This is a genomic window from Streptomyces sp. NPDC059037, from assembly GCF_042740015.1.
Taxonomy (GTDB): Bacteria; Actinomycetota; Actinomycetes; order Streptomycetales; family Streptomycetaceae; genus Streptomyces.
This window is the reverse complement of record NZ_JBHYIG010000246.1, coordinates 1-15,177: the sequence shown is the minus strand read 5'-3', so window position 1 is coordinate 15,177 and position 15,177 is coordinate 1. Positions and strand designations below refer to the sequence as shown.

The window sequence follows — 15,177 nt, the reverse complement described above, 5'->3', positions numbered from 1 at the left end:
CTCAAGATCAGTTCTCATAAAAATAAGAGCGGCATGTCGGAGAGGTCCATCGAGCGGCCGTCGCCGAGCGCCGCGAGGAGCGACAGATGCGGGCGGAGCAGCTGCCAGAGGCCGGCTCCGACGATCGTGTCGGGCTTCGGCGCCGAGGCACTGGCCCGCACCAGGCGGGGCGTACCGCCGTCGGCGGGCTCGAACACCGCGTGGACCTGGGCCTGTACGGCGGTCGCGTGTTCCTGCACGTCGACGCCGAGGGGCAGCAGACGGCCGGTGGCCGTACCGGTCGCCGGGGCATCGGCCGCTCCGGGCACGGTGAGGAGCATCGCGCGCGACCAGAGGTCGGCCCAGCGGCGTACCGGAATACGTTCCAGGGTCACGCCCGGGCAGGACGCGGCGAGTTCGGCGGCGAAGCCGTCCAGGATGGTGGCCGGGCGGCGCAGGGCCGGATCCGGGAGCATCGCGGAGACGACCTGCGCCGCGCCGGAGACCAGCTCGTGGTCGATGCCCTGCCACCCGGCGCGCGCCAGGTCGGAGAGCCAGGAGCGCGCGGCGGCAAGGACGTTCGCCGCCTGCTGCCCTCCGGGCGCCGACGCGGTGTGCTCGCCGCGGGGGCGTCCGGTCGCCTCCTCGACGCGGGTGAGCAGGGCGTCGTGGACGGAGCCGAGCAGTGCGGTGCGGGCCGCGGCCAGTGCGACGAAGTGGTCCTCGCTCGCGGATCCGGCCGCCGCCTTCTCGGCGGCCTCGGCGACCCGGGCGGACAGGGGCGTCCCCGCGACGGCGTGGGCGAGCCGCGTCAGACCTGCGGCCTGGGCGGGCTGCGGACGGAGCAGACCGGTGACGAGTGCCTGGTCGAAGGCGTCGACGGCTTCGAGGGCCTCGTCGAGCCCGTCGATGTCCTCGGCGAGCAGATCGGCGCGCATCAGGCCACCGCCCTGGTCGGCGGGAACCACTGCATCTCGGGCAACGGCGCGGTGCTCGGGGCGAGTTCCAGGTACGCCAGGTGGCGCAGGAACCGGCTGAAGACGGGCGCGGCGGCCGCGGTGTCCCCCTGCGACGGGCGGGTGCCGCTCATCTCGTAGGTGAGGGAGTGCGCGCTCGGCTCGCCGTCGGCGGTCTCGACCTTCAGATAGCGGGCGACGCGCTCGGCGCCGTACTGCAGCACGGCCTCGCCGACGAGCGCCCGGATGTGGTTGCAGAACGAGCCGCGGGCGCCGCCGCAGGGCCGGTTGTTGTTGGTGCTGCACGCGAACGCGTACGTCCCGGCCGCGATCGACGAGACGTAGACCCGGCCGATGTCCGAGCCGCTGGACACCACGCCCTGCAGGCGTCCGTCGGCCAGTTCGACGAACGGGACCTTGGCGAGCTTCCGCGGTCGCGCGGGCGCTGTCACGCGCGCCGTGCTCGACCTCTCCCAAACTGACACCACACCAACTCCTCCACGCCAAAGGGACGTCCACGCCGGATCGGCGGGACACCAATGAACTTACTGGCGACCACTGACAACGCTGATCGCGGACGTCGGGCACCTGGCGGTCGCGCCCGCGTGACCTGGGGCGATGCGTTTCGTTCGGGGCGGTGCACCATAATGCGGCCATGCGGATCTCAGCCAGGGCGGACTACGCGGTACGTGCCGCGCTGCAACTCGCCGCGTGCCAGGACGACGGGCCCTTGAAGGCCGAGGCCATCGCGGACGCTCAGGAGATCCCGCACAAGTTCCTCGAGGGCATCCTCAACGACATGCGCCGCGGAGGGCTCGTTCTCAGCCAGCGCGGCGGCAACGGCGGCTATCGCCTGGCCAGGCCCGCCGACTCCATCAGCATCGCGGATGTGATCCGTGTCGTGGAGGGGCCGCTGGTGTCGGTGCGGGGAGTCCGCCCGCCGGAGCTGGCCTACAGCGGGCCCGCGGAGTCGCTGCTTCCGCTGTGGATCGCGCTGCGGGCCAATGTCCGCCAGATCCTCGACGGCGTCTCGCTGGCCGATGTCGCGGCGGCCGAACTCCCGGCCCAGGTCACTGCGCTCGCCGAGGACCCGGCGGCTTGGACGAACCCGTAGCCCGACGCTGCACTCCCCTGGGGAAGCGGCACAACGCCCGGGGCGTCGGTGACGACCGGTGCCCAGGGCGTGTGCTGCTGCTTCTTGCTACGCGGACCGTGCGGGCCGGTAATCGCCGCCCTGCTGCCGGGTGATGACGCCAAGGCGGTTGGCGGCGTTGATGAGGGCGATGGTCGACACCAGCGCGCCGAGCTGTTCCTCGTCGTAGTGCTTGGCGGCGTTCGCCCACGCCTCGTCGGTGACCCCGCCCCGGGTGTCCGCGATACGGGAGCCCTGTTCCGTCAGCTCCAGGGCGGCACGCTCGGCGTCGGTGAACACCTTGGCCTCACGCCAGACCGCGACCAGGCTGAGGCGCGTCGCGCTCTCCCCGGCGTGGGCGGCGTCCTTGGTGTGCATGTCGGTGCAGTAGGCGCAGCCGTTGATCTGGCTGGCGCGCAGCTTGACCAGTTCCTGGGTCGCAGCCGGCAGCGTCGACTCCGTCATGATCACCTGGCTCGCCGACGCGATGTGCCCCAAGGACTTGGCGACGAGCGGGGTGCCGAAGAGGTTCAAGCGGGCTTCCATGGTGACTCCTTGGCCGTTGGTGGCGGTTACACCTCCTACACGAGGCGGCCCGGCGGGAATCGACAGGGCCGAATGTGACGTGCGTCTCCCTGCGGGTCAGGCGAGGGCGGGCGCGGTCAGGTCGAGGGTCAGACAGTTTCGCCAGTCGTTGGTGAAGACGGCGATCGCCCCTTCGTGGTGCACGCCCACGAACGGGTTGGAGCAGAACATGACGGCGACCCAGCGCAAGGAGCGGTCGGCGTCGAGGCGGGCGAGGTAGCCGATGTTGCCCATTCCGCTGCCCCCGCCGGACATCCATCCCGCTGCGTCCGGCAGCGGGCTCTCGAAGTTGGGGTGCACCTCGGTGCAGCCGTCCTCCGCGACGGCCAGGGCCACGTCGACGGGCCCACCGAGGCGGAAGGGGATCGGCTGCCCGGCGTCCGGGTGATAGGCCCCAGGGCCGTCCACGTGCAGTTCCAGGCCGGTGTCGTCCGGCCGGTAGAGGCCGTCGCGGAACGGCATCTCCCCTGCCGCCCACAGCCGTTCGATCAGTCCCACGACCCGCCCCCACACCTCTGTCCGCTAGCGCCGGTTGCGCGGGTGATTGCGCGCCGTACGTTCATTGCCGTGCTTGTAGGCGCCGGTCCAGCGGGCCATCACCAGTTGGGCGTCGCCCGACTCGACCTCGGCGAGGAACTTCTCGGCGCGCGCGCCGCGCAGCGTGCCGGCCGGGCGGCCGTGGTGGGTGATCGTCACGCTTGTGTCGGAATGCTGGTCGTAGGCGAAACCGGAGGGTCTTGGCATGGTCGGATGCTAGGCACCCGGGCCGCGGTTCCGTAACCGAATTTCGGTGGGTCTCGACGTGACGCGAAGGCAGGCACGCGCCCCGGAGTCCCAGAGATCGAGACGCGTCGGTCCACGCCTTGAACACCCCCTTGTCGCAGCGGGAGTTCGGACCCACTATTCCTATCAATCAGGTAGGGAAACTAGGAATCTGTGAGGCGTCCCCGTGACAACGCTGATCCCCTCCGCCTCGCCGCGCGTCGTCCGGGAACTCGCCGACGACCTCGCCGTCGACGCGGACCTGCGCGACCGGGCGGGCAAGCCTCCGTTCGACGAGGTCTCCCGGCTGCGCGAGGCGGGACTGCCCGCGCTCCTGACGCCGCCCGGCCCGGACGGCCGCGGCGTCGACTGGAACACGGCGTGTTCGGCGGTCAGGGACATCGCGGCGGCGGACAGCTCCATCGCCGAACTCCTCGCGCACCACCACGCCCTGTCGTGGAGTCCGCGGCTCTTCGGCACGGCCGAGGACGCCGCCGCGCTCGCCCTGCGCGCCGTACAGGAGCAGTGGCTCTGGGGCGGTGACATCGACCTGCCGGACGCGCAGACGAGCACCGGCCTCGCGCTCACGCCGGCCGCCGACGGGTTCGTACTCAACGGCCGGCGGCCCTTGACCGCGGGCATAGCCGTCGCCGACCGGCTCGTCCACACGGCGCGGCGCACGGACAGCGGCGCATGGGTGGTCGTCCATGTGGATCCGGCCCACCCCGGAGTGTCGGCCGAGCCGGCGCACGATCTCCTCGGCCAGCGCCTGAGCGGGGCGGGCGGGGTCAGCTACGACGACGTACCGGTGGCGGCGCACCAGGTGCTCGGCGGCGTTCCGGTGGACGAGCACGAGATCTCGCCGTTCACCGCGCTCGCTCCGCTGGCCCGTCGTCTGCTGCTCGTCCACGTCGGCCTGGGCAACGCGGAGGGCGCCCTGGCCGAGGCGCGGGACATCAGCCGCGCCCTGCCGCGCGCCCGCCCGGTGACGGATGCCGACAGCGGCACGCAGTACGGGACACCGCCCGCCGATCCCTATCTGCTCCTCGCCTACGGGGAGTTGGCGACGTCCGTCCACAGTGCGGGCGCGGTGGTGGACCGTGCGGCGGAGGCCATGGCGCGCGGTCTCGCGGAGGGCCCCGCGCTCGGTGCGGACGAGCGCGCAGACATCGCGTTCCTCGTCGACGCGGCCGAAGCGGTCACCGCCGATTCCGCCCTGCACATCACGACCCGCGTCCTCGAACTCACCGCCGACGCCCCGGCCCTGGCGACCGACCCCGGCCTCGACCGCTTCTGGCGCAACGCCCGCGCCCTGACCGCGCACGGCTCCGCGGCGCACCGGCTACGCGACATCGGCGAGCACTACCTCAACGGACTTCAGTAGGCGCCCCGCGATCAGCCGCCGGCCGTCATCCGCCGGCAGTCGTGATCCTGGTCGCCTACTGCCTGCGCGATCCCCCCTCACGGAGGCCCGCGCCACGGTCTTCGCCCGGTGACGCGTCCCGCCGCTCACATGAAGCGGCGGATCAGCCGTTCCTTCGCAGCCGTGAAGGGCGGGTAGACGGCCCGTACGGTGTCGGGAAGCAGCGGCTTGTCGAGGACGGCCTTGGTGTGACTGAACGCCTCGATCGAGTACCGGCCGTGATAGCTGCCGATGCCGCTCTCGCCCACGCCGCCGAACGGCAGGCCCGGCAGGGTGATATGGGCGTTGGGGAGCCCGAAGCCGACCGCCCCCGAAGAGGTCTCGGCCAGCAGTCGGCGCCGGGTCCGCCGGTGGGGCGTGAAGGCGTACACGGCGAGCGGCTTGGCGCGGGCGTTCACGAAGGCGATGGCCGAGTCCAGGTCGGGCACCGAGAGGACCGGCAGGACGGGGCCGAAGATCTCCCCGTCCATCACGGGGGCGGCCGGGTCGACGTCGGCGAGCACCGTGGGAGCGAGGTAGCGCGACGCGCGGTCGTGCGTGCCGCCGGTGACCACGCGGCCGTCGCCGAGCAGGGCGGTGAGCCGGTCGAAGTGGCGTTCGTTGACGATGCGGCCGTAGTCGGGGCTGCGGGCGGGGTCCGCGCCGTACATCGAGGTGATGGCGTCGGCGATGTGGTCCGCCAAGGGGCCCGCGGTACCTCCGATGGCCAGGACGTAGTCGGGGGCGGTGCAGCTCTGTCCGGCGTTGAGGAACTTGCCCCAGGCGATCCGGCGTGCGGCGGTGGCCAGATCGGTGCCCGGCTCGACAAGGGCCGGGCATTTGCCGCCCAGTTCGAGGGTGACCGGGGTGAGGTGGCGGGCGGCGGCCGTCATGACGATCCGGCCGACCGTGCCGTTGCCCGTATAGAGGATGTGGTCGAAACGCTGCTCAAGGAGCCGGGTGGTGCGCTCGGCGGCGCCCTCGACGACCGCGACCGCGTCCTGGTCGAGGTAGCGGGGCAGCAGCCCGGCCAGTGCGGCGGAGGTCGCGGGGGCCAGTTCGCTCGGCTTGAGCACGACGCAGTTGCCCGCGGCCAGGGCGCCCACCATCGGCGCGAGGCCGAGCATCACCGGGTAGTTCCACGGGCTGATGACCAGGACCACGCCGAGTGGTTCGCGCACCGTCCGGGCGCGGGCCGGGAGCATCGGCACCGGTACGGCGACACGGCGCGGGCGCAGCCAGCGCTCCAGGTGGCGCAGCGTGTGATCGATCTCGTTGACGACGAGGCCCAGCTCCGAAGTGTGCGTCTCCACCGGGCTCTTGCCCAGGTCGGCGGCGAGCGCCTCTGCGAGCACCGGGGCCTGCTCGGTCAACAGGGCATGCAGAGCGCGCAGTTGGCGGCGTCGCCAGGCCGTCGGACGCGTACGGCCCGCGTCGAAGGCCGCACGCAACCGGTCGACCGTGCCGGTGATGTCCTCGACCTCGGTCTCGACCTCGGCCTCGGTCTCGGCCTCGGTCTCGGCCTCGGTCTCGGTCGCACCCGACCCCTGTGCCTCGTCAGCGAGTAGTTCCTGTCCCACGGTGGTCCCCCTCCTCAGAATGCAACGGTGCGTTGCGTTTGGACGACCGTAGCCGCCCAACCACCCATATGCAACGCACCGTTGTGTTGCATTAGGCTTCGGGGCATGACGACGAATCACCACCCGCAGCCCGCACCGGGCAGTGGGCCGCGCCGCAAGCGGCAGATCTTCGACGCCACGCTGCGGGCGCTGGCACGCGACGGCTTCGCGTCCATGACGATCGAGGGCATCGCCGAGGAGTCCGGCGTCAACAAGACGACGATCTACCGCTGGTGGCCCTCCAAGTCGGCGCTGCTCGGCGCGGCGATGATCGACGCGCCGCTCCTCGAACTGCCCATGCCCGACACGGGAGATCTCCGCGGCGACCTGGAGCAACTGGTCGACAACCTCATCAAGCTGCTGACCGGACAGCCCTCGGGGTCGGTCGCGCGGGCCGTGCTGGGCGCCGCGCTCGGCGACGCGGGACTCGCGACGTACATCAGGGACTTCTTCGCCGACCGCCTCGCCCGCGAGCAGGCGGTGGTCGACCGCGCCGTCGAACGGGGCGAACTGCCGCCCGGCACCGACACGATGCTCCTGATGGACCTGCTGGCGGGAGCGGTCTGGCTGCGCGCGGTCTTCCGCCGCCTGCCACTGGACGAGGACTTCGCCCGCCGGACCGTCGCCGCCGTACTCGACGGCGTACGCGTCGCTTGAGGTCGTTTGTCCCGTCCATGACATCGTCACACAGTCGACGCACAACGTTCATACAGTGATGCGCTCACCCGTGCCACTCTCCCGTTGGCCCACTTGTCAACTCGCGTAGATCGCGGGTCCCGTTGGAGGGGATCCGCGGTCCGCCCGAGCCTCCGGGAGAGGACACCCCCACATGCCCGTCCCTCATATACGTCGCTGGAAACCCCTCGCGATGACAGCCGCCGCGCTGCTCGTCGGGATCACCGTCCCGGCCGCCGCCGACGCCGCGACCTCGGCCCCCACGCCGGGCGCCGCACCCGCCGGCGCCTATGACGACACGTACTACCAGGACGCGCTCGGCAAGACCGGGCCCGAGCTGAAGAGCGCCCTGCACACGATCATCAGCGACCAGACCAAGCTCTCGTACGACCAGGTCTGGGACGCGCTCAAGGTCACCGACGAGGATCCTTCCAACAGCAACAACGTGCGCCTTCTCTACACCGACCGCTCGCAGAGCAAGGGCGACAACGGCGGCGACCCGGACCAGTGGAACCGCGAGCACGTGTGGGCCAAGTCCCACGGCGACTTCGGCACCGCGACGGGACCCGGCACCGACATCCACCACCTGCGTCCCGAGGACGTGTCGGTCAACAGCACGCGCGGCAACAAGGACTTCGACAACGGCGGCAGCGCGGTCGGCGAGGCGCCCGGCAACCTCACGGACTCCGACTCCTTCGAGCCCCGTGACGCCGTCAAGGGCGACGTGGCCCGCATGATCCTCTACATGGCCGTGCGCTACGACGGCGAGGACGGCTTCGCCGACCTCGAGCCCAACGACAAGGTCGACAACGGCAGCGCGCCCGCCATCGGGCGGCTCTCCGTGCTCAAGCAGTGGAGCGACGAGGACCCGCCGGACGCGTTCGAGAAGAACCGCAACGACGTCATCTTCGACCAGTTCCAGCACAACCGGAACCCGTTCATCGATCACCCCGAGTGGGTCGAAGCGATCTGGTGAACCCCTGCTGATGTGGGGCGGTGCGCGGGCCCGGCTCCCGGAACGCGCGCCACCGCCCCACTTCGTCTGATGTGGCGTCAGGAGACCACGTCTGCCAGCGGTTTGCCCTCCAAGTGACCCGCCACGTTCTGGATCGCGGCGAGGCCGATGCGGACCAGCGTCTCGCGCGTGACGCCCGCGACATGCGGGGAGAGCACCACGTTCGGCGCCTTGAGCAGCCGCAGCGCGGCGGTGGGCGGCTCCGGGTCGAAGACGTCGATGCCCGCCCCGGCCAGCGTGCCGGCCGTGAGCGCGTCGGCGAGGGCGTCCTGGTCGATGAGCGCGCCGCGGGCCGTGTTGACGACGAAGGCCGTCGGCTTCAGGAGGGCGAGGCGCTCGGCGTCCAGGAGGTGGCGCGTCGCATCGTTCAGCGGGGCGTGCAGGGTTACGTAGTCGGACGTGCGCAGGAGCTCATCGAGGCCGACGTGGCGGGCGCCGCCGAGGCGGGCCTCCGTCTCCGTGCCGACCGAGCTCGGTCCGGCGTAGACGATGGTCATGTCGAACACGACCGCGCGGCGGGCGACTTCCTCGCCGATGTGGCCGAGGCCCACGATGCCCAGCGTCTTCCCGGACAACTCCGTGATGGACTGCTGCAGGCGGGGCAGCGCCCAGTCGGCCTCGGTCAGCGCGGTGTGCGCCGGGATCAGCTGCTTGGCCAGGGCCAGCATGAGGGCGAAGGTCTGCTCGGCGACGTTCTGCTTCTCGGCGCCGCTCGAACCGATCGAGCAGACGGCGACGGAACGGGCGCGGGCCGCGTCCAGATCGACGTAGTCGAAGCCGTGGCTCGCGCACTGGATGACCTCGAGGCCGGGCGCCGCAGCGATGTGCTCGGCGGTCACGGGAGCCAGGCCCGTGACGATGATGTGCGCCTCGCGGAGGGCCGCCGGGTCCTCGTCGGCCGCCTCGACGACGGTGACATGGGCCGACGGGGGAAGGAGCCCGGCGAGTGCCCCTCCGGCGGCGCGGCCGCCCACGTGCGGCGAGACGATGGCCAGGACGTTCTTCACGGCGGTCACGGGGTCTCCTCGGTCAGGTCGTCGGGGGTGAGGGACGCGGGCCCGGCGTGCCCGGACAGGGCCAGCGTGAGGTCGAGCTCGGCGAGCAGACAGCGGATCACGTGGTCGACGCCCGCCTGGCCGTCCAGGCCGAGGCCATAGGCGTACGGCCGTCCCACCAGTACGGACTTGGCGCCCAGTGCGAGCGCCTTGAAGATGTCGTCGCCGGTGCGGATGCCGCTGTCGAACAGCACGGTGAGCCGGTCGCCGACCGCCTCCACCACGCGCGGCAGGGCGTCGGCGGCCGCCACGGAGCCCGCGACCTGGCGGCCGCCGTGGTTGGAGACCACCACGCCGTCCATGCCCGCGTCGGCGGCGCGGCGCGCGTCGTCCGGGTGCAGGATGCCCTTCAGGACGATCGGCCCGTCCCAGTTCTCCCGCAGGAACTGCAGGTCGGGCCAGGTCTTCGCGGGGTCAGCGAACATGCCCACGAAATGCATCACGGCCGCGTTCGGGTCCTCGTGCACCGGCTTGGCGAGGCCCGCCTGGAACGCCGGGTCGCTGAAGTAGTTGGCGGTGCCCACGCCGTGCAGGAAGGGCAGATACGCCTGGTCGAGGTCGCGCGGCCGCCAGGCGAGCAGCGGCGTGTCGAGCGTGACGAAAAGCGCCGTGAACCCGGCGGCCTTCGCCCGGTCCAGGAAGCTCTTGGTGACGTCCCTGTCCTTGGCCCAGTACAGCTGGAACCACCGCTGCGCGTCGCCCATCTCCTTGGCGACCTGCTCCATCGGCGTGCTGGACGCCGAGGACAGGATGTAGGGCACGCCACGGGCCGCGGCCGCGCGGGCGGCGGCGGACTCGCCCTCCGGGTGCATGATCGACAGGACGCCGACGGGCGCGAGGGCGAGCGGGGCGGGCAGTTGGTGCCCGAGCACCTCCACGGACAGATCGCGTTCGTGTACGTCACGCAGCATGCGCGGCACGATCCGGCGCCGCTCGAGCGCCTCGCGATTGGCGCGGGCGGTGCTGCCGTTGCCGGCGCTGCCCGCGACATAGCCGACGGGGCCGGGCCCGAGCCGCTGCCCGGTCAGCTCCTCCAGGCGGGTCAGATCGGTGGGCAGGCGGGGCACGGCCCCGGTCATGCCGTTGAGATAGATCTCGTACTGGAAGTCCGCCCAGTGCGGCGAAGGCGTCATGTGGTGGGTCCCGTCCAGTGTTCGTCGGTGTCCGTGAGACTGCGCGCTGTCTACCCGTCGATCCTTGCCACAGTGACAAGCGCCGTCCATGGCCGTACGCACCTTTTTCCGATGGGACCATCACCCTGTGACAAACAAGCGCGAACGCGTCCGGCAGGAGCTGCTGTCCGACCCCCGGCTTGTCGAGGCCGTCGTCGACGCGGTGCACGAACAGGTTCCGGCGTACACCGCCCTCGACGGAAGCCGGTTCCCCGAGGTGCGCGCCATCGCGGCCTGGGCGAACGACCGGCTGCTCGACCACTGGGTGACCGGCGGCGCGATCGACGCGGCCGATCTGCGGCGCTTCCGGGGAATCGCGGCGGCACGGGCGGCGGACGGCCGCCCCTTGCAGGCCGTGCTGCGCGCCTACCGGGTCGCGGCTGCGGTGCTCGCCGACGAGGTGGCCGCCCGCGCCCCGCAGCTGTCCGCGAAGGACGCCTTCGCCCTCACCCGGCTGCTGCTCACCGCCATGGACACGCTGTCCGAGGAGATGACCGCGGCGTACGCGGACACCAGCCAGCGCCTCACGGGGGACCGCGACCGGGCGCTGCAGCTGCTGCTCGACGACCTCATCGCGGGCCGGCACGCGTCGCTCGGCGCGCTGACGGACCGTGCGACGCGCCTGGATATCCAACTCCCGGAGCGCTACTGCCTGTTGGTGGCCGAACCGGTGGACGCCACGCCCCAGGACGGCGGCGCATCCGACCTCTCCCTGCACACATCGACGGCCCTGCTCACGGCCCTCGGCGCCGACCGGGCCCGGGAGACCTCACTGGCGACGACCCATGGCTCGCGTGCCGTCCTGCTCCTGCCGGTCGCCGCCACCGACGCCGTCCCGGCCGTCCTGCGAGGACACGGCTGGCGCGGCTGCGCCATCTCGGGCGAGAGCCTGGACCGGGTCGCGGTCGCGCACCGCCTGGCCGCCGGCGCCCTGGACTCCGCTCCCCCGCACGCGCACCGCCCCGACCGCGTCCTGACCGACGCCGACGCCCACATCCTCGCGCTCCTGTCCGGGCACCCCGTGACAAGCCCCGACCGCATCGGCCGCATCGTCCTCGGCCCCCTGGTCGACCGCGCCCAGCGCCACCTCCTGGAGGCGCTGACCGCGTACATCGACACCGGATCCGCCAACGCCGCCGCCCGCGAACTCCACCTGCACCCGCAGTCCGTCCGCTACCGCCTGCGCCGCGTCCACGACATCACGTCCCGCGACCCCCGCGATCCGTGGCAGCGCCTCACCCTGGACATCGCCCGCACGATCGCCCTCGGGGGCCGGAACGGATAGGGCTGCCTCAGCCCTGTCGCACCCCCTGCTGCCTCGCGACGAACCCCAGGTGCACCGGCAGGCGTCCGGCACTCGACGCATCGCTCAAGTTGCCCGGCAATGCGGGCAGTTGCGGTGGCCACAGCGGGTCGGCGGTTTCGGCAAGCTCGCGCGGCGTCCACCAGCGCCAGCGCAGGACCGGGGTCGAGGACGGCAACTCGCGCGGCCTGACGAGGAGTTCACATCTCGACACCCTAGCGATCATGTGCGGGCATGCCCGGGGGCAAGGCGGTCCTCCAGCGTCCGGGGCAACGGATAGGCCCGCTCTGCGGGGAACAGGCGCTGGGCCTTGGCGGCGCGTCCGGTCTGCACCAGTACCGCGGCCTTGCGCACCTGCGGTGTGAGGTCGGTGAGGGAGACGATCCAGTCGTCATTGAACGTACGGATCATGTGGCGGCCGATGCCGACCTGGATGCTGTAGCGGTTCAGTGCCCCTCCGCGCGGCGAGCGCTCCGGGTCCCACTGGACATGGACGTCCGCCTGGGCCACGGCCGCCGGGTCAGCGGTCGTCAGGACGGCCCGCGACAGCGCCTCCTCCCAGCCCTCCCGCGTCATCCGCACCGCCAGGATGCGCTCCTGACCCGATTTGCGAGCCCAGTTGCTGCGGTGCATCAGCCACAGGAACGAGGGCTTGATCCACGTCATCCGGTAGAACGAGAACGGCGCGACGAAGCGGCCCGCCCGCAGCGCCGCGTCGGCGATGGCGGGGGCATACGCCTGGTACACCACGATCGTGCGGGCATCGTGGTCGGCACGAATCTGATACTGGGGTGCCATGCGTCGCACAGTGCCATCCGGCCTGACCCGACCGCGAGTCAATTTCCCCGTCGCCCTGCGGGCGGCCGCGGCGCCGGGAACATTCGTCCAAGACCATCGCTCCGGCCTCGGCGATAGTTGATGGTGCGCGCCGCGGCCACTCCGGTCATCGAGTCTTGTCGGCGCACCGCAAGAGGCTTGAGCCGTACGACGTCCGGGAGGTAGGCCCCAGTGGAGAGCGAGGTCGCAGCCGGCTGGGAGATGGCCGTACCTGTCGGCGGTGCGCGGATCGCGGGTGTCCAAGTGGCGGCGTTCCGGGACCGTTCGGGGAGCGGTCTCGACATGCGGGCGCTTCCGCAGCCCGTCGTGACGGTCGTGCTCGGGTTCGCGGACGACATGCTGACGGTCGACGGCGCCACCGGCCGGAAGACGCTCGGGGGCCTGGTCGCCGCCCAGTTCCCGGGGCCCACCCGCGTTCGCGGTGAGCGGGTGGAGTGCGTCGAGCTGCATCTGTCACCGGTGGTCGCGTCCGGCCTGCTGGGCGTCGCCGCGTCCGAACTGAACGGGGCGGTGACCGACCTGGACGACGTGTGGGGGCGCCAAGCGCGGCTGCTGCGGGAGCAGTTGGCGGCCGCAGCGACGTGGCCACAACGCTTCGCACTGGTGGACGCGTTTCTGGCCGGGCGCCTTGCGGAACCACCATCGATCGACCCGGAAGTGGCCGCCGGCTGGGAGCACATCGTCAGCCGGCGCGGCCGGATCCGGGTCAACGACCTCGCTGCGTCCTGCGGTTGGAGTCGCAAGCGGCTCTGGTCCAGGTTCAGCACTCAACTCGGCCTCACGCCCAAGCGGGCCGCGATGCTGGTCCGGTTCGACCACGCCGTCGCCGGTCTGCGCGCGGGCAAGGACCCCACCGAGGTCGCCATGGCCTGCGGCTATGTCGACCAGTCCCATCTGCACCGCGATGTGCTGGCGTTCGCCGGGTGTACGCCCGGCGCGCTGAGCGAAGCGATCGAGAGGAATCAACGATGACGACGACGAATGACAACCTGACGCATGCCGACGAGAGCAAGTATGAGCTGGTCGAACGGCTCGTGTTCGGCAGCATGGCCGCGCAGACGGTCCGCGCGGCCGCCCGGTTGAAGGTGATGGAGCTGATCGGCGACAAGCAGCGGTCGGCCGCCGAGATCGCCGCCGACGCCGGAGCGAGCACCCAGCCCATGACCCGCCTGCTGCGCGCCCTGACCAGCCTGGGCCTGCTGCGCGAACACACCGCGGGTTCCTTCTCGGTGACCCCCGCGGGCGCGCTCCTCGACCCGACCCGGCCCGACTCGCTCAGCGCACTGGTGGGGATGTTCACCGAACCGACGATGCTGCGCGCCTGGGAGCACCTGGACGACAGTGTGCGAACCGGTGACATCGCGTTCGACGCGGTCTTCGGCAAGGACTTCTTCAGCCATCTCAAGGAACTCCCCGCGCTGTCGGCCGAGTTCAACGCGGCCATGAGCCAGGCCGCCACGGCGACGGCCGCCGCGCTGCCGCTCGCCTTCGACTTCGGCCGGTTCACCACGGTCGCCGACGTCGGCGGCGGCGACGGCACCCTGCTCGGCGGTGTGCTCCGCGCGCATCCAGCCCTCACGGGCGTCATCTACGACACCCAAGAAGGCCTGGCCCAGGCCCCGACGACGCTGGAGCGGCAGGGGCTCACGGAGCGCTGCTCCCTGGTGGCCGGAGACTTCTTCCGATCGGTGCCCGAAGGCGCCGACCTGTACCTGATGAAGAGCATCCTGCACGACTGGACGGACGACCAGGCGGTCACGATCCTGGCCCACTGCCGCGAGGTGCTGCCGCCTGCCGGACGCGTACTGATCGTGGAGCCCGTGCTGCCCGAGGTCGTCGACCCCGAGACCGCCGGGCTCACCTACCTCACCGACCTCAACATGCTGGTGAACGTGGGCGGCAGGGAACGCACCCGCGCCGACTTCGAGGACGTGTGCCGCAGGGCGGGGCTGTCCCTGACCTCGGTGACCCCGCTGACGCAGGCGCCACCGTTCTGCCTCATCGAGGCGACCGCCGCGCCCCGTTAGGCGGGTGCCCCCGCGGAGCGGGGCGCCGAGCCCTTCAGCGCAGTGGTGTCGACGTACCTCACCTCATAGACGCGCTCCATGAACTTCCAGCCGTCCGAGGTGCGTTGATAACGGTCGTGGTACACGGCGTGGTTCGCGTGCGAGCTGCCGTCACGCAACGTCCCGAACTCCGCGATGTACGCACGGCCTGCCGCACGGTCGCCCTCGACCCGGATCGTGCCCGGGTGCACGGTCTGCACGAAGTAGTTCCAGTTGGCCTGCAGACGCTCGATCCCGGCACGGATCTCCTCCCGGCCGACCAGCGCGATGCCGGCGTCGGGGATCCGCAGCGCTCCGTCCTGTGTGAACAGCGCCGCGAAGCGGTCGTAGTCGTGCATCATCGCCGCGTCGGTGAACTCGCCTCGCAGCGCCTCGATCTCGAAGCGATCCACGATGCTCTGAAGGTTGCCCATGTTTTCCTTCCTCCTCAGGTTCTCCCTGGTGCTGCCGGCGGGTGCCGTCGGGGGCGGTGCCTCCTGCTTCGCGCGGAGGCGTACGTACCCCCCCCCGCCCCCGAAAAAAGCCCGCGGCAAAGTTGGGGGGGGCGCCCCCCCCCCACCCCGCCCCAGCCCGCGGGGCCCCGGGGGCCCCCCGCCCCCCGGGGGGGCCCCCGCCCCCG

The 15,177-nt window shown here is 71.6% G+C and carries 17 protein-coding genes and 1 pseudogene; 7 read left to right on the top strand and 11 right to left on the bottom strand.

The features are described from left to right. Window positions 1-26 precede the first annotated feature (26 nt). Window positions 27-917, bottom strand: a pseudogene (locus tag ACFWY6_RS35365) (hypothetical protein); the annotation flags it as partial. After that, on the bottom strand, window positions 917-1,420 hold the full coding sequence (locus ACFWY6_RS35360; RefSeq protein ID WP_384699443.1) for a hypothetical protein: 504 nt from the start codon (window positions 1,418-1,420) through the stop codon (window positions 917-919). The pseudogene ACFWY6_RS35365 and the gene ACFWY6_RS35360, both read right to left, overlap by 1 nt. A gap of 170 nt (window positions 1,421-1,590) precedes the next feature. Here ACFWY6_RS35360 and ACFWY6_RS35355 point away from each other — a divergent pair, with 170 nt between their 5' ends. Then, a complete protein-coding gene (locus ACFWY6_RS35355) occupies window positions 1,591-2,049 on the top strand; it encodes an Rrf2 family transcriptional regulator (RefSeq protein WP_360769335.1) in 459 nt (152 codons plus the stop codon). 87 nt (window positions 2,050-2,136) lie between these two features. Here ACFWY6_RS35355 and ACFWY6_RS35350 read toward each other — a convergent pair whose 3' ends face one another. The 3 genes from ACFWY6_RS35350 to ACFWY6_RS35340 all read right to left on the bottom strand — a co-directional run bounded on the left by ACFWY6_RS35350 (window position 2,137) and on the right by ACFWY6_RS35340 (window position 3,396). Continuing rightward, window positions 2,137-2,613: a carboxymuconolactone decarboxylase family protein gene (locus ACFWY6_RS35350; protein WP_384699440.1), complete on the bottom strand. Its 477-nt coding sequence runs from the start codon at window positions 2,611-2,613 to the stop codon at window positions 2,137-2,139. Between the two features lie 96 nt (window positions 2,614-2,709). After that, the gene (locus ACFWY6_RS35345) at window positions 2,710-3,150 is read right to left on the bottom strand and encodes a hypothetical protein (RefSeq protein WP_384699439.1); all 441 of its coding nucleotides are present in this window, start codon (window positions 3,148-3,150) and stop codon (window positions 2,710-2,712) included. A gap of 24 nt (window positions 3,151-3,174) precedes the next feature. After that, window positions 3,175-3,396 carry a hypothetical protein gene (locus ACFWY6_RS35340; RefSeq protein ID WP_384699436.1) on the bottom strand — a complete coding sequence of 74 codons (222 nt, stop codon included), beginning with the start codon at window positions 3,394-3,396 and terminating at the stop codon, window positions 3,175-3,177. Window positions 3,397-3,601: 205 nt separating this feature from the next. On the opposite strand from ACFWY6_RS35340, the gene ACFWY6_RS35335 reads away from it, so the two are divergent. Beyond that, window positions 3,602-4,798 carry an acyl-CoA dehydrogenase family protein gene (locus ACFWY6_RS35335; RefSeq protein WP_384699433.1) on the top strand — a complete coding sequence of 399 codons (1,197 nt, stop codon included), beginning with the start codon at window positions 3,602-3,604 and terminating at the stop codon, window positions 4,796-4,798. 125 nt (window positions 4,799-4,923) lie between these two features. Here the strand turns inward: ACFWY6_RS35335 and ACFWY6_RS35330 are convergent, their stop codons facing one another. Then, complete coding sequence (locus ACFWY6_RS35330) at window positions 4,924-6,396, bottom strand: aldehyde dehydrogenase family protein (protein WP_384699430.1); 1,473 nt, start codon at window positions 6,394-6,396, stop codon at window positions 4,924-4,926. 105 nt (window positions 6,397-6,501) lie between these two features. Between ACFWY6_RS35330 and ACFWY6_RS35325 the strand changes: the two genes are divergently transcribed. Next, the gene (locus tag ACFWY6_RS35325) at window positions 6,502-7,092 is read left to right on the top strand and encodes a TetR/AcrR family transcriptional regulator (RefSeq protein ID WP_384699427.1); all 591 of its coding nucleotides are present in this window, start codon (window positions 6,502-6,504) and stop codon (window positions 7,090-7,092) included. A gap of 172 nt (window positions 7,093-7,264) precedes the next feature. After that, complete coding sequence (locus tag ACFWY6_RS35320; RefSeq protein WP_384699425.1) at window positions 7,265-8,086, top strand: endonuclease I family protein; 822 nt, start codon at window positions 7,265-7,267, stop codon at window positions 8,084-8,086. 77 nt (window positions 8,087-8,163) lie between these two features. Here the strand turns inward: ACFWY6_RS35320 and ACFWY6_RS35315 are convergent, their stop codons facing one another. Beyond that, the gene (locus tag ACFWY6_RS35315) at window positions 8,164-9,141 is read right to left on the bottom strand and encodes a 2-hydroxyacid dehydrogenase (RefSeq protein ID WP_384699422.1); all 978 of its coding nucleotides are present in this window, start codon (window positions 9,139-9,141) and stop codon (window positions 8,164-8,166) included. Beyond that, complete coding sequence (locus ACFWY6_RS35310) at window positions 9,138-10,313, bottom strand: lactate 2-monooxygenase (protein WP_384699420.1); 1,176 nt, start codon at window positions 10,311-10,313, stop codon at window positions 9,138-9,140. The genes ACFWY6_RS35315 and ACFWY6_RS35310 overlap by 4 nt, the downstream gene beginning before the upstream one ends. Window positions 10,314-10,440: 127 nt before the next feature. Here ACFWY6_RS35310 and ACFWY6_RS35305 point away from each other — a divergent pair, with 127 nt between their 5' ends. After that, window positions 10,441-11,637: a PucR family transcriptional regulator gene (locus ACFWY6_RS35305; protein WP_384699417.1), complete on the top strand. Its 1,197-nt coding sequence runs from the start codon at window positions 10,441-10,443 to the stop codon at window positions 11,635-11,637. Between the two features lie 7 nt (window positions 11,638-11,644). Here the strand turns inward: ACFWY6_RS35305 and ACFWY6_RS35300 are convergent, their stop codons facing one another. Together ACFWY6_RS35300 and ACFWY6_RS35295 are read right to left on the bottom strand one after the other, a co-directional pair. Further along, window positions 11,645-11,869 carry a hypothetical protein gene (locus tag ACFWY6_RS35300; protein WP_384699414.1) on the bottom strand — a complete coding sequence of 75 codons (225 nt, stop codon included), beginning with the start codon at window positions 11,867-11,869 and terminating at the stop codon, window positions 11,645-11,647. 8 nt (window positions 11,870-11,877) lie between these two features. After that, window positions 11,878-12,453 (bottom strand): DUF4291 domain-containing protein, encoded by a 576-nt coding sequence (locus tag ACFWY6_RS35295; protein ID WP_384699411.1) that lies wholly within the window; start codon window positions 12,451-12,453, stop codon window positions 11,878-11,880. 210 nt (window positions 12,454-12,663) lie between these two features. Here ACFWY6_RS35295 and ACFWY6_RS35290 point away from each other — a divergent pair, with 210 nt between their 5' ends. Together ACFWY6_RS35290 and ACFWY6_RS35285 are read left to right on the top strand one after the other, a co-directional pair. Next, complete coding sequence (locus ACFWY6_RS35290; RefSeq protein ID WP_384699408.1) at window positions 12,664-13,464, top strand: helix-turn-helix transcriptional regulator; 801 nt, start codon at window positions 12,664-12,666, stop codon at window positions 13,462-13,464. After that, window positions 13,461-14,519, top strand: a complete 1,059-nt coding sequence (locus ACFWY6_RS35285; RefSeq protein ID WP_384699405.1) for a methyltransferase — start codon at window positions 13,461-13,463, stop codon at window positions 14,517-14,519. Before ACFWY6_RS35290 ends, ACFWY6_RS35285 begins: the two co-directional genes overlap by 4 nt. On the opposite strand, the gene ACFWY6_RS35280 is transcribed toward ACFWY6_RS35285, so the two are convergent. Further along, complete coding sequence (locus ACFWY6_RS35280; RefSeq protein WP_384699403.1) at window positions 14,516-14,971, bottom strand: YybH family protein; 456 nt, start codon at window positions 14,969-14,971, stop codon at window positions 14,516-14,518. The genes ACFWY6_RS35285 and ACFWY6_RS35280 overlap by 4 nt on opposite strands. Between the last annotated feature and the right edge of the window lie 206 nt (window positions 14,972-15,177).

Excerpts from the sequence above, each read along its gene's own strand:
- ACFWY6_RS35355 (WP_360769335.1), top strand. The coding sequence starts at position 1,591 with ATGCGGATCTCAGCCAGGGCGGACTACGCGGTACGTGCCGCGCTGCAA.
- ACFWY6_RS35350 (WP_384699440.1), bottom strand. The coding sequence starts at position 2,613 with ATGGAAGCCCGCTTGAACCTCTTCGGCACCCCGCTCGTCGCCAAGTCC.
- ACFWY6_RS35340 (WP_384699436.1), bottom strand. The coding sequence starts at position 3,396 with ATGCCAAGACCCTCCGGTTTCGCCTACGACCAGCATTCCGACACAAGC.
- ACFWY6_RS35325 (WP_384699427.1), top strand. The coding sequence starts at position 6,502 with ATGACGACGAATCACCACCCGCAGCCCGCACCGGGCAGTGGGCCGCGC.
- ACFWY6_RS35320 (WP_384699425.1), top strand. The coding sequence starts at position 7,265 with ATGCCCGTCCCTCATATACGTCGCTGGAAACCCCTCGCGATGACAGCC.
- ACFWY6_RS35310 (WP_384699420.1), bottom strand. The coding sequence starts at position 10,313 with ATGACGCCTTCGCCGCACTGGGCGGACTTCCAGTACGAGATCTATCTC.
- ACFWY6_RS35295 (WP_384699411.1), bottom strand. The coding sequence starts at position 12,453 with ATGGCACCCCAGTATCAGATTCGTGCCGACCACGATGCCCGCACGATC.
- ACFWY6_RS35285 (WP_384699405.1), top strand. The coding sequence starts at position 13,461 with ATGACGACGACGAATGACAACCTGACGCATGCCGACGAGAGCAAGTAT.
- ACFWY6_RS35280 (WP_384699403.1), bottom strand. The coding sequence starts at position 14,971 with ATGGGCAACCTTCAGAGCATCGTGGATCGCTTCGAGATCGAGGCGCTG.